This window comes from Fervidobacterium pennivorans DSM 9078 (assembly GCF_000235405.2).
Taxonomy (GTDB): domain Bacteria; phylum Thermotogota; class Thermotogae; order Thermotogales; family Fervidobacteriaceae; genus Fervidobacterium; species Fervidobacterium pennivorans.
In genome coordinates, this window is sequence record NC_017095.1 from 375,809 (window position 1) to 389,117 (window position 13,309).

14 protein-coding genes are annotated in these 13,309 nt (G+C 38.1%); 4 read left to right on the forward strand and 10 right to left on the reverse strand.

The genetic code is table 11. The features are described from left to right. Positions 1–6 precede the first annotated feature (6 nt). The 4 genes from rpsT to FERPE_RS01805 all read left to right on the forward strand — a co-directional run bounded on the left by rpsT (position 7) and on the right by FERPE_RS01805 (position 1,962). On the forward strand, positions 7–297 hold the full coding sequence (gene rpsT / locus FERPE_RS01790; protein WP_014450972.1) for a 30S ribosomal protein S20: 291 nt from the start codon (positions 7–9) through the stop codon (positions 295–297). 2 nt (positions 298–299) lie between these two features. Then, the gene (locus FERPE_RS01795) at positions 300–707 is read left to right on the forward strand and encodes a hypothetical protein (RefSeq protein ID WP_014450973.1); all 408 of its coding nucleotides are present in this window, start codon (positions 300–302) and stop codon (positions 705–707) included. Between the two features lie 122 nt (positions 708–829). Further along, complete coding sequence (locus tag FERPE_RS10670; protein WP_245530421.1) at positions 830–1,138, forward strand: helix-turn-helix domain-containing protein; 309 nt, start codon at positions 830–832, stop codon at positions 1,136–1,138. Between the two features lie 35 nt (positions 1,139–1,173). Beyond that, entirely contained in the window at positions 1,174–1,962 is a 789-nt protein-coding gene (locus FERPE_RS01805) for an IS3 family transposase (protein ID WP_245530422.1), read from the forward strand. 89 nt (positions 1,963–2,051) lie between these two features. Here FERPE_RS01805 and FERPE_RS01810 read toward each other — a convergent pair whose 3' ends face one another. From FERPE_RS01810 to FERPE_RS01855, 10 genes are all read right to left on the reverse strand, one after another. After that, positions 2,052–4,040, reverse strand: coding sequence for a methyl-accepting chemotaxis protein (locus FERPE_RS01810; protein WP_014450975.1), 1,989 nt, complete (start codon positions 4,038–4,040; stop codon positions 2,052–2,054). Next, a complete protein-coding gene (gene hutH, locus FERPE_RS01815) occupies positions 4,037–5,542 on the reverse strand; it encodes a histidine ammonia-lyase (RefSeq protein WP_014450976.1) in 1,506 nt (501 codons plus the stop codon). The genes FERPE_RS01810 and hutH overlap by 4 nt, the downstream gene beginning before the upstream one ends. Next, complete coding sequence (locus FERPE_RS01820; RefSeq protein WP_014450977.1) at positions 5,539–6,063, reverse strand: cob(I)yrinic acid a,c-diamide adenosyltransferase; 525 nt, start codon at positions 6,061–6,063, stop codon at positions 5,539–5,541. The genes hutH and FERPE_RS01820 overlap by 4 nt, the downstream gene beginning before the upstream one ends. 113 nt (positions 6,064–6,176) lie before the next feature. Beyond that, on the reverse strand, positions 6,177–6,755 hold the full coding sequence (locus FERPE_RS01825; RefSeq protein ID WP_014450978.1) for a GNAT family N-acetyltransferase: 579 nt from the start codon (positions 6,753–6,755) through the stop codon (positions 6,177–6,179). A gap of 100 nt (positions 6,756–6,855) precedes the next feature. After that, positions 6,856–7,119, reverse strand: coding sequence for a DUF4911 domain-containing protein (locus FERPE_RS01830; protein WP_041263079.1), 264 nt, complete (start codon positions 7,117–7,119; stop codon positions 6,856–6,858). Continuing rightward, entirely contained in the window at positions 7,119–7,637 is a 519-nt protein-coding gene (locus FERPE_RS01835) for a metal-dependent transcriptional regulator (protein ID WP_014450980.1), read from the reverse strand. Before FERPE_RS01835 ends, FERPE_RS01830 begins: the two co-directional genes overlap by 1 nt. A gap of 39 nt (positions 7,638–7,676) precedes the next feature. Next, entirely contained in the window at positions 7,677–9,350 is a 1,674-nt protein-coding gene (locus FERPE_RS01840; protein WP_014450981.1) for an ATPase AAA, read from the reverse strand. Between the two features lie 76 nt (positions 9,351–9,426). Continuing rightward, positions 9,427–10,809, reverse strand: coding sequence for an Rne/Rng family ribonuclease (locus FERPE_RS01845; protein ID WP_014450982.1), 1,383 nt, complete (start codon positions 10,807–10,809; stop codon positions 9,427–9,429). A 54-nt stretch (positions 10,810–10,863) separates the two neighbouring features. Further along, on the reverse strand, positions 10,864–12,087 hold the full coding sequence (locus FERPE_RS01850; protein ID WP_014450983.1) for an adenosylhomocysteinase: 1,224 nt from the start codon (positions 12,085–12,087) through the stop codon (positions 10,864–10,866). A 35-nt stretch (positions 12,088–12,122) separates the two neighbouring features. Then, positions 12,123–13,289 (reverse strand): hypothetical protein, encoded by a 1,167-nt coding sequence (locus FERPE_RS01855; protein WP_014450984.1) that lies wholly within the window; start codon positions 13,287–13,289, stop codon positions 12,123–12,125. Between the last annotated feature and the right edge of the window lie 20 nt (positions 13,290–13,309).

Below are 13,309 nucleotides of genomic sequence, written 5' to 3' on the forward strand. Positions count from 1 at the left end.
GTTCGTATGCCTAACACAAAGTCAGCGGCAAAGCGCGTAAGAGTATCCGAGAAAAGGAGGATACTCAACAAAGCTTACAAAACAAGTATGAAAAACAAGATTAAAGCTGTTCTCAAAGCTATAGCTGAAGGCAAGCCTGTAGAAGAAGTACAACAACTATTCAGAGTAGCTCAAAGTGCTATCGATAAGGCAGCAAGAAGAAGAGGTGCGATCCACAAGAACCAAGCAAGCAGGAGGAAATCAAGATTAGCAGCAAAGGTTAAGGCTTACGTTGCTGCTAAAGAGCAAGGGGTGTAAGAATGTCGTTCTACTACGTTATGGAACTTACCGTGAGTGAACAACGAGCAGATTACGCACTGAAAAATGAAGAACTTAAAAGATTAGTTGAAGAAAAGAGATGCGAAGTGAAATTCGAAAATGGCTCTCTTATTATCAAGTTTCCAGAGAACGAAGACTTGGATGAGGAAGTTATGCAAACCGTTCTTGAAGTGTTAAAGACCCCAGTGAATGCGAAAGAGTATATCTATGAGAACGGAGAAAAGATAGAGATATTCTCGGGAAAGTTGGACCCTGCTCACCCGCTTGGACAAGCAAAAGAGGAAATAAAGGAAAGAACTATAGAGAGTCTTGAAGAAGAGGAAGAAGAAGAATTGAAACCGCATTACGAAGAACTCCTTGATGAAATCGATGAGGAAGAAGAAGAGTAAATGTTAAAGTGAGTAAAACACAAAATCGCTCGCCGTAAATTGCACTGAACCCCAATGATGAAACAAAATGAAAAAAACACCCCCGAAGTGGTAAAATAAAACCATCAAGGGGGTGTTTTTCTTTGGCGAAGAAAGGACAAAAATTCAAAAAGTATCCTTCTGAACTAAAGCAAGAAGTCATAAGACTCTATTTTATTGAACATCTTCCAAAAAAGACAATTGCTTCTCTTTTAGGTATTGATGAACGTAGAGTAAAGTTGTGGATAAAGAACTATATTACTCACGGAAAGGTAGAATTAAAAAAGGGAAAACCAAAGAAAGAAACACTTGAAGAAGAGATGGAAAGATTAAGGGCAGAGAATGCATATTTGAAATTAATGATGGAAAAAATGCTTGAAGAAAAAGATAAAAAAAAACAAAGATTGAAGTAATCAAACAACTAAGCAGAGACTTCAGTATTAAGTTATTGTGTGAAATAGCAAATATATCAAGAAGTACATATTACCGAACGATAAATAAGGAAGATAAAGATAAGGAATTGAAAGAAAATATAAAGGAGATATATTTTAAATACAACGGTATTTACGGATACAGAAGAATAACAATAGTATTGAAAAGAGAAGGAAAGAAAGTAAATCACAAAAAGGTATACAGATTAATGAAAGAGATGGGTATATATGCGAGGATAAGAAGGAAAAATTACATAAGAAAAGCGACAAAAGAAACACAGTATGTAAGTGATAACAAGCTTAAAAGAAACTTTAAAAGTAAAAGTAAGTATGAGAAATTTGTAAGTGATATAACAGAAATAAAAACAACAGAAGGGAAATTGTACTTAATGATAATTCAAGATTTATACAACAATGAAATAGTAAGCTATGGAGTAAGCAAAAGTAATGATATGGAATTAGCACATAAGGTGATAGATGAATGGCTGCAAAGTGGAAAATATAAAGAAGGAAGTATATTTCATACAGATAGAGGATTTCAATTTACACATATATTGACAGTAAAGAAACTAAATGAAAAAGGAATAATCCAAAGTATGTCAAGGAAAGGATTACCACAAGATAATGGACCAGCAGAAAGCTTTTTTAGTCATTTTAAAGAAGAGTTAGTAAAAATACATGGAGAAAAGACAGAAGAAGAATACAAGAAATTGATAGAAGAATATATAAGATTTTACAACGAAGAAAGATATCAGATTAGATTAAAAGGCATGACCTCAGTAGAGTACCGAAGTCATGCCATCTGAAAAGTTAATAATATACTTTTTTTATCTGTCCCACTTTCGGGGGTAAGTCCATAAAGTGCGGGGGATTTTTAACGGTGATTTTCCAAATTTCAAACCTTAAATTTTTTCACATACTCGTTCAAATTACTTACTGCTTTTGCAAGTTCATCTGAATAGTTCTTAACCTCGTTAACTTGTTCTGCTTGGTTTGCAATTTGGGCTGCCATTTCCTCGATATCATGTTCCACTTCTTGGATGTTCTTTGTAATTTTATCCATTGCTGCACTGACCTCTTCTGTTGCACCGCTCTGTTCTTCAGCTGTTGCTGCCAAGTCAGCTGTCATCTTCGAAACTTCTTCTATCTTTTCAATCAGCATTTTCAGACTTTCTCCAGCTTCTTTAACTGTTGCAACATAACCATCTACTTTTTGACTTACTCCTGTCGTCACTTTTTCAACCCTTTTCGCTTGCTCACCTATCTTACCAAGTATCTCTGCTATCTTTTTGGTTGCCTGTCTACTCTCTTCAGCAAGTTTTCTTATTTCATCCGCAACGACTGCAAAACCTCTACCTGCTTCACCTGCACGGGCGGCCTCTATTGCTGCGTTCAGTGCCAGCAGGTTTGTTTGCTCTGCTATGCTTGAAATGGTATCGACTATCTCGCCTATCTGATTCGAGAATTTTGTTAATTCAACTATAGCGTTTAATGATTCTCCCATACCAGTTCTGATTTCACCTACGGATGTCTCAACTTCTGACATTCTATGGGAAACAGTTGTGACATTTTCTTTCATCAGTTCTGCGCTCTGAGATAGTTTCTCAGAATATTTTGCTATGTTTTGAGCACCTGCGGCAATCTCTTCCATACCGCTGTTTGCTTCTTGTGTTGCTGCTGCGATATCTTGAACCTCAAGCGTAGTTTTTTGGACGGTTTCCTTGGATGCTAGTGCTGCTTCGGCTGAATTCTTTGCAAGGTCATCAAGCATTAAGGAAACGGATGAAACCTGTGCCCCAAGTTTCACAACTTCACCAACAGTTTGTTTGAAGCTATCTATAAGTATCTTGAACGCTCGACCAAGTTCGGCAATCTCATCTTTACCAATTTGGTCTTCCGAAATTTCAGCCGTCAGGTCGTTGTTTGCAACTTTCTGAGCAACTTCAACAACATGGTTTATACGCTTAGTTATACTGTCCGTTATAAACACTGCAATCAGAGCTGCACCAAGAGCGATAATTATTCCTGCAAAAACCCCAGACACGATAATCTTTTTGGCAGCACTTGTAATTTCGGTGTATGGAATCATACCGATAGCTGTCAAATTGTAACTTCCTATCCTTTCAAATGCGGCGAATTTTTTCCCGTTGAAGTTGTAAACAACTGTTCCTTTGGTTTTTGAAATTATAGCTTGTGCAAGTTCTTTAGTTCCCTCTTCTTTAGCTAGGTCAAATTTTCCAACATACTCTGCTTTTGGATGAGCAACTGTTAATGTTCCATAAACGAGTGCCAAATAACCGGATTTTCCTATTTTTACTTTGGAAACCATCTTTTGTAAATCCTCTAAAGGATACAATCCAGCCAAAACTCCAATAACGTTTTCTCCAAAGTCTCTTACAGCGGCCACGATCAGAATAAGTTGCTTACCATCGTATTCATATGGCATGTAGATATCGTATTCTTTCTTTTTCGTTAAAATGTTCTCAATTACATCACTTGGAAATTTAATGTCCACAAGCCCGTCTTTAGAAACCACTCGCTTATCTGGCAGAATTACAAAGACGTCTACATAACCTCTCTGATTTAATGCACTGTAGGCATTTCTAACTCCCCAGCCGAGTTGTGAAATTCCCAATTCATCGGTTGTATTCATCATATACGGCGATATAGCACCACTGGCTGAATATTCATGCAACGGTTTGACAATATTATTTATGTAGATTTCTACGTCCTTTTTGACGGAACTTAAAACAAGAGTTTGAATTTGAGCTGCAGCATCCCTAACTACGGAAGTAGATACGAGCACCGAAACAAAGACACTTACAACGGACGCAACAACGCCAACCAAAACTAAAGACAAGATAAGTTTTGCCCGCAAACTCATGAAAACACCTCCTTAAGAATCACTTCTTTAACTTTCTCAAAATTCTCACCAAAATATCTATCTTCTGATAATTTTAAATTAATTTTACCATAAAAATCTTCAATTTTACAAGAACTCTTTAAGGGTCTTCGCGAATCTAAGGCAACAGAAACGAGCATTGCTTCAATGCTAACCAGTGAGACAATATTTTCAAAGATTTTCCTGAGCTTTCTAACCGCATTAGCACCCATGCTGACGTGATCTTCTTGATAAGCTGAAGTCGGTATAGAATCAGCACTTGCTGGATGAGAAAGGACCTTGTTTTCGTTACATATGGCAGCAGCCGTGTATTGCCAAATCATATAACCGCTGTTTAGACCTTCTTCGCCACCAGCAAGGAACGGTGGTAGACCTTCGTTGACCTTGGGATTAAGTAATCTATCTATCCGCCTTTCTATCATATTTCCCATCGAGGTTAATGCGATCGACAAGTAATCTGCACAAAGAGCTAAAGGTTCCCCATGGAAATTACCACCACTGATGACTTCATCTTCGAAAATCAGAGGATTGTCAGTGGCAGAGTTAATCTCACGTTGGACAACTTCTTTAACCCACTGGATAATATCCAAGACCGCCCCGTAAACTTGAGGTATCGTTCTTAAGGTATAAGCATCCTGCACCTTACCACAGTTTTTATGGCTCTCTCTGATTTGACTTCCGTCGAGGAATTCCCTGAGCATCTGCGCAATTTTTATCTGACCGGGATGTGGTCTTGCGAGTTGTATCCTTTCATCGAATGCTGCAGGGGTCCCAAGAAGTACGTCAACACTTGAAGCGGCAACTAAGGTGGCTATCTCCATAAGTTTTTCTAAGTCACGAACGATCAAAGACAAGTGGGCAGCCATGAACTGAGTTCCGTTTATCAAACTTAAACCTTCTTTTTCTTCCAAATGTATCGGCTGAAAATTATAATCTGAGGGACTGAAGACAACAGCTTTTCCATCTCTGACGACTTTTCCTTCTCCAATTAATACCATTGCAATGTGCGATAAGGGAGCTAAATCACCACTTGCGCCAACTGAACCTATTTCCGGAACAGCAGGCGTTATTTTTTTGTTCAAGAGCTCCACGAGTTTTTCCACAACTATCGGTCTAACACCACTGAGTCCTTTAGCTAATGCGTTGGCTCTTATTAATATCATTGCTCTCACGAAGTCTTCAGGAAGATAATTACCTACACCTGCAGAGTGTGAGAGAATTATGTTTTTTTGTAGCTCTTTGAGTTTTTCCTTTGATATTCGAATATTTGCAAGTGCGCCAAATCCCGTGTTGACACCGTATATGGGTTTGCCCACGTCAAGAAACCTTTGAACAATTTCTCTACTTTTTTTTACTTTTTCGTAAGCTTCTAAAGATATCGCAACTTGGGCATGCTCCCGACTTACAAGATGAACATCTTCCAAAGTTAGATGTTCACCGTCTATTGTAACATGGGGAGCGTTTACAGTACTTGACATTTTCATAATTCACTTCCCCTTATCTTTGTTAAGTGTTTACCTTCTACGAAACGAGCCATTATGTAAAGCAAATCAGAGAGACGATTCAGATACTTTATAATTTCTGGTCTTACTTGTTCTTGTTCTGAAAGACGTACGACGAGCCGTTCTGCTCGCCTTGCAATTGTTCTGCATACATCTAAATAAGCGCTTGGAATAGTTTCGCCCGGTAGGACGAAAGAATCAAGTTTTACAGTTTCCTCATAGGTGTGAACATATTTCGTAAGCGTTTCAACGTCTTCGTCATTTATCAACCTGACAAATTTTTCTCCTTTTGCCAGTTCGGCTGCCAGTCTAAAAAGGTCCCTTTGGACCTGTTCTACGATTTCCCTTTCGTAATCGGGTAAGAAATGCTTGACCAGCCCCAAAAATGAGTTCAATTCGTCAACAGTACCATAGCTTTCAACCCTAAGATGTGCTTTTGATATGCGTTCTCCGTTTGCAAGACTTGTTTCTCCCATATCGCCAGTTTTCGTCGTAATTGACATAATTGTCCCCTCCAAATTTTTTAGAATAAGGCTGTCTCGTCTAAAACTTATTATACTAGGTTATGTAGTTTTTCACAAACTCAAGAAATACAGTCTATTACTTTTGTAATGCGTTATCTTTGAAAGTTCTGTTCCATGCACCTTTGTTCATTTAAAATCTTTCCGTAAATGACCACGTTCTCGTAAGTATAAGGGTTCTTAAGATAACAGCTTTTTTTACCCTCTAGTTGGAAACCATATTTTTCTAATATTTTTCGCATGGGTATGTTCTTTTCCAAGGTTTCTGCTTCAATTCTGATAGCGCCGTTATTTTTTGCCCAATCAATAGCCAATTCCGTAAATTTGGAACCAAGTCCTTTACCCCTGTGTTCTAGTATAATCTCCATCCCAAGTTCGGCAACATGCGCTGTTTTCTTTTTGTTATCCAAAAACCACACCCACAATTGACCAACGATGTCATGAGCGTATTCAGCAACTAAAAACAACCTGTTGTCCATTGATAGCCAGTTCTTTATCCAATTTGTCATTCCTTCCATAGTTATCTCGTCAGGTTCGGAAAGTATCGTATCGCTTTCTGCAGCAACTTTCTTGCGCATCAAGTATGCCTTTTCGAAATCATCTAACGAAACAGACCGTAGAATGTAATCTTTGAATTGAATAGGTAAGTTCAATCCTTGGAAATCAACCCCCATACTATCCCTCCCGAAGCATAATAAACTTGTGCAGTATTAACAAAAAAACAACCCCAACCACAGAAAAAACGTGTTGGGGTTCTTATCATTCTCAGAAGTATTATCCAGCACTTCCGGTATTCGGTTTTAATGCTACGATTTCCAAATCGACCAAATTCCTTACGTTTTCAAGAAGTCTGATTGCGTCAATTACCGTATCTTTTGTGGCAATGACTTTGAGATATTCACCTTCGAAGCTCCTTATGTTCATAACATTATCTTCAGCTTCAAGCAAATAGTTTAGGATGTGAACGTCTTCTTTTTTTATTTTTACTAAAATATCGTATTCAACGGGTTCCTGAACGTTTAACTTATCATCCTTCATCACTTTTCTGCTTCCTCCTTAGTTCGCTCTTGGGTATTTTCAACACCAGAGATATGCATTGTTAATGGACAGGGAGCTAACTTTTTGCGTGGCTGTGATAAGAATTTCCTGAACTTTTCGACAATTTCTTTTCCTTCGTCTTCAAAAAAGAATCTCGCAAAATCCGAGAATTTATTTACCGTGTTTTCACTTAGGTTGAAATATATGTTCCATGCTGCTTCATCTGCTTCTTCTGGCGAAAGTTGTAAAATCTCACAAAAGAATATCTTTACGGCGTTAAACCGTGCGTTTTCTGCAACAGCAATTCTTTTTCCTTCAGGCGTTAGAGAAATACCCCCTCTGTGTTCATAATAAAGTAAACCTGCATCTGCCAATCTTTCCAGAAATTGCTTTGCTGAAGGCATCTTGACCTTTAAAAAGTTTGATATCTTTTTCAGTCTTGTCCATCCCATTTCGTTCAGTGTTAGGTAGACTGCCAGAAGATATTTTCTTTCAGTTGGTCCGAGTTGGTTCTCCACATGCTTCACCTCACTATAGTTTCCTTAAAGTTTTTGAAATTAATATCTAAAGGCACTCCTACCTATGAATTCTCTTATAATGGATGTTCTGGGAATGTCTTCAATGTTGGTGATAGGCAAGAAGTAATCAAGTATTTTCAATAACCTGTTAGCTTCCGTTGATTCAGGCACATCATCGGGAACTACTGCCAAGAGAGGTTCTGCAAAGATTTTGAGAACAGATAATTCATAGATAAGTGCGCTGTTGAACATCGCATCTGCATTCTCCTGATACGGGAAGATGTTTCTTTCCTCTCCGCGTCTCACACTATCCCACATTCTTAGTGTTGCAAGTGCATCGTGTCCTCTAAACTTGCTATCCCTCACCATTCTTCTTAGAAGCCTCACATCGGTCGTGTGTAATCTATTGACGTTATCCAAGTTAAGCTGAGCGAGCGCACTTGCGTAGATTTTGAATTTTAATTCTTCAGGCACAAGTTCTGTTAGTTTTGGATTGAGTCCATGTATACCCTCAACTATTATTATCTGATCCTTGTCTATTTTCATCTTTGTTCCCATTGGCTCTCTTTTCCCCATAACGAAATTGAATTTCGGTATTTCAACTTCTTTGCCATTGAAAAGGTCAACTAAGTTTCTGTTGAATAAATCAACATCTATCGCTTCAAGTGCTTCAAAATCATAATTACCATTTTCGTCGCGAGGTGTTTTCTCCCTGTCAACAAAGTAGTCGTCTAAGGATATAGTGACGGGCTTAAAACCACTCGCCTTTAGTTGTACCATCAACCTTTTTGAAAACGTTGTCTTTCCACTTGATGAAGGACCTGCGATAAGCACCAATCTGACGTTACCTTTTTTCTTAATCTCTTCAGATATCATAGCTATTCTTTTTTCATGGAGTGCTTCTGCAAGTATTATTAAATCAGTTACCGCTCGTTCGCCTTTTGCAATCACTTCATTTAGTTCTCCAACGGTGTTTATCTCCATTATTTCGAGCCATCTTGAGTATTCAAGAAAAACGGCAGATAGTTTTGGTAATGGTTTGAACGCAGGCACGGAAATTTTCCCATCTTTAACCACGGGAAGAAGAAGGACGAATCCTTGCTCGTATTTGACAATGTCGAACCACTTCAGGTACCCTGTGGACGGTGGCATGTAACCATAGAAATAATCAAAATGTCCATCCGCCTCGTAAACCTTCACTGTTTTTTTCTTTCTATACTTCAGGAGTTTTACCTTATCTTCCATTTCTGCTGAAGCAAAAAGTTGAATTGCTTCGCTTTTCTGTAATTCCGTCTTTTTAAATCTTATGTTGGCTTCAACCCATTTTCTCATTTCGCTTGCAAGTTTTTTTACATCGTCTTCAGAGAGTTCTACAGGTGTATTTTTATCTCTTATCTCACAGTATATTCCATGACCAATCGTATGTAGCACTTTAAGAGTGTAGGTTTTAAACAAACTTCTAACAGCAGCGTGTAAGATGAATAGTAAACCACGTTGATATATCCTCATTCCATCTTGCGACTCAAGTGTGATAAAAGTAACTTCCCCTGAACGATATATTGGTCGGAATAGTTCAACAATTGAGTTATTTAACCTTGCTCCGAGCACCATCTTTCCGGTTTTTTTCTCATACTCTTTGGCAATTTGTTCTAAAGTTGTACCCTGAGCTATTTCATAGGTTTCTCCGTCGACATAGATTTTAAGCATCTCCATACATCTTTCCCTCCTATTTGTGATTGTTTGGTGGTCTTCTGCTTTGAATGTAGCTGATAATTATACCATGCTCGAGTTATTTTTTCCAAGTTACTTCGAAGTTTGACGGGTTTACATGAGTAAAATGCACATGGACGTTTACTTTGGCAATTTTCTTGATTTCTTCCTTGGTAATCTTGTCTTTGAAATGGGGATGTAATTTGATAATAACTTCTGAAACATCCTTAGGCTTCTTTTGGAGTGTGTTGAAAAGCTGTTGAATAACGAGCTCAGCGCTTGGTATTGTTCCTTTTCCGTTGCATACTGGACATATTGTTGTCAGACGTTCGTCTAACGACTTACTTGTTCTTTTCCTGGTCATTTCAAGAAGTCCGAGTTGGGTAAAGCCGTAGATTTCAACCCTGTTTCTATCCTTTAAAACTTCCTTTTTCATGATTTCGATGATTTTATTCCTACTTTTTTCACTTCTCATATCTATAAAATCTATTATTATTATACCTCCAAGATTTCTCAATCGTAAAATTCTTGCAATTTCTACAGCGGCTTCCGCGTTTATTTGTTCCGACAGTTCTTCGTGGTCACTTGTGGTTGTAAAGTGTCCAGAATTGACGTCTATTACGACCATTGCTTCTGTCTTGTCAATTACTATTTCGCCACCTGAAGGCAAAGGAATGTGACGGTTTAAAACACGTTTGAGCTCCTCGTTTATCCCCAGCTCTTCGAATGCATCTCCATCGATTACTCTTATCCGAATATTTTTAGAGTAGTTCCTTATCAACTCTTTATACGTCGGTGAGTTAGTAACTACTTCGTCGACCCCTTGTTTTAAGAACTCTCTAAGCAAGAATTCATCAGAGTCTGACTCTTTGTAAAGTAGCTTGACTTTTTTAGCCTTCTTAAATTCTTTTACTAACTCGCTCCACTTGGCTATCAGTAATTCACTTTCTTCGTAAATATGCTGTTCTGTAGCTTCTGCTGCAGCAGTTCTTATTATGAACCCGCAAGAGTACTTTTCACGTAATTTGAGTCCTAATTCTTTTAGCCTATTTCTATCCTCTGAGTCTTGAATCTTTCTTGACACACCTATACTGCGCGAAAACGGCATTAATACGACATATCTACCTGGTAGACTTATATTTGTAGTTACCTGTGGCCCTTTTGTTTGTCCGCCTTCCTTTTTTATCTGGACAAGTACTTTTTGGCCTTCTTGGAGTTTCTTTAAGCCGAACGATTCCAAATATTCTGGTCTTATGTCTTTCAATCTCAGAAAACCATTCTCGTTGTTTGATAGCGTGACAAAAGCAGCCTCAAGCGCAGGTACAAACTTCTCTATTCTACCAACGAATATACTCCCAGCAACGCTTTCTTCATCATCTGGGAAGTATATTTCAATTAGTTTTCCATTCTCAAGAAGTGCTGCGTGGGTTTTGTCATTCTTTTTGTTTATAACCAATGTCACATACTACACCTCTTCGCACTGCTTGTAGAAAATTTATGGAAAGCCGTTACCAGGTTAAAAACTTTCGAGGTACTTCCGCTGTTCATTGGTTAGACTATCAATCTCTATTCCTACAGCCTTTAATTTTAACATTGCAACTTGCCTATCAAGTTCTTCAGGATAATCGTAAACTTTGTTTTCTAAATCTTTGTAGTGCTGCGACAGGTAGAGCAAAGATAAGGCTTGAAGCGCGAACGATATATCCATAATTTCTACCGGGTGCCCATCGGCAGCAGCCAAGTTAACTAACCTTCCTTGTCCAATAACAAAAATATCTTTTCCATTAATTTCATAGCATGTTACGTTCTTTCTTATCTCGTATTTTTTCGTTGCCAACTTTTCTAATTTTTCCATAGGTATCTCAACATTAAAGTGTCCAGCGTTTGCCAAAATGACTCCATTTTTCAATTTAAGAATCGTTTCTTCGTTTAAAACATCACAAACGCCTGTTGCAGTGATTATTATGTCTGCTTGTGGAGCAAGTTCATCAATTTTTCCAACATCGAATCCATCCATAAGCGCTTCAACGGCCTTAATAGGATCGACTTCACTGACCATTACTCTGGCACCTAAACCGTGTGCACGTAACGCGATGCCTCTTCCGCACCAACCATAACCGGCTACGAGAACTCTTTTACCAGCTACAAGAAGGTTTGTGTTTCTCATTATCGAATCCCATGTTGACTGTCCGGTTCCGTATCTATTGTCAAACATAAACTTCATTTTTGCATTGTTAACTGCTATTACTGGAACTTTCAACATACCTTGGGCTTGTAAGTTCTTTAATCTCCTCACACCTGTTGTTGTTTCCTCAGACACACCTTTTAGATTATCCAAAACTTCTTTTCTTTCCGTGTGTGCAAGCACTGTTAAATCAGCACCATCATCGAGTATTAAATCAGGTTTGTAGTCGAGGATTTTGTGTAGAAAAGAAAAATATTCTCTTTCATCTTCCGTTCGCTTGGCATGAACAACTATTCCGTAGTCTTTGAGTGCTTCTGCAACATCGTCTTGAGTTGACAGAGGGTTGCAACCTGTTACAAAGACATCGGCGCCAAGTTTTTTTAGGGTTATCGCAAGGTAGGCTGTTTTGGCCTCAAGATGGATTGACATTCCTATCTTCAGACCCTTCAATGAGTAATTCATTGTGTGGATAGAATTTAATAATTTCATATGTTTGGACACCCAGTTTATCTTTTGATGTCCCGAGCTTTCTAATTTTCTCTCTTGAGTTTCCATAGTAATCCTCCTTTATGCTTCAATGCCATGCTATTTTATTTTGCTACCGCTAGCGGTATCTTTTTCTCAATTTTTGAATTCCCAGAAACAAAGGTAATTATCAGATCGTAAACTCCGGGTTCAGTAAACGAAAGCCTTTCTAACTTACTTACGAAAGAACGACCGAAAGGAATGCAGTAGACTCTCCTGTTATTAATTTCAAAGTTGTAACCTATCTTTGCAATGCTGAATTGTATCTTATCAATCTTCAGGAAGCGTTCTTTGTTTATTTTATTCACTAAATAAATCTTGATTACGGGGTTCTTGCCAACGAGGACGGGTTCTTCACTCTCAATGTTAAAATCGATATCTTTTGGAGAAGATTCTGGATTTTTTGTTATTGGTATTACGGATTTAAATTCTTTTATACTGCCATCTTGAAAGTAAAGTTTTGCGTTTATTTCCTCGAGTCCTTCTGTTTCGGCTTTGAACTTCGTAGTTGATTTAAATGCATATGATTCGCCGGGGTAAAGCCTTACACTTTCATTTACGTATTCTTGAAATTCATTGCCCTTATAGCCCCATATTATCTTTGCAAGTGTTATATCTGTCGGTTGGGTTGTCCTGTTGATAACATATACTGATGGCTGGAATTCTTCACCAACCAGGTAGTAAGGCTCTGAGAGGATGCCATAGAATATTTCCTCTTTATATATGAATTTTCGTGAAATTTCGGCAGTTTTTCCATTAATTTTGCATCTTGCGTAGATTGTATACGTTCCGCCAGGCAAGTTTGCCAGAAAGACGTTCTCTTCCAAATTAAAGACTAGCCGTCGACCTTGAGCTTGAACAGATCCTTGGACTGCGTTTGGATATGAAAATTCATAAATTGTTTTTAAATCGTTGTAAACCTTAAAGTAAAAATCGGAAATAACGAAACTTTTCTCTGTTCGTTTTGTATTTACAATATAAACCCGTGCGCCAATCTTTTCTGGGGCAGTATACTCAAGTTTCGGGATTTCGATAGTCAGCTGGAATGTGTCCACAATGTTAGAATATGTCTGTGGAGAAACGTTCCTAACAAAGAAAAGAAACGAAAAAACAGCCAATACTATTAAAACATTAAGGAAGAGAAATTTGAAGCTTCTCTTCCTCATGGCATTGTAAGTAGCAGTTATTTCACGCTCTTTTTCTTTTCTGAATTTCTCGGGATCAAAGCCCAAAAAACACTCCCCCTTCGTGT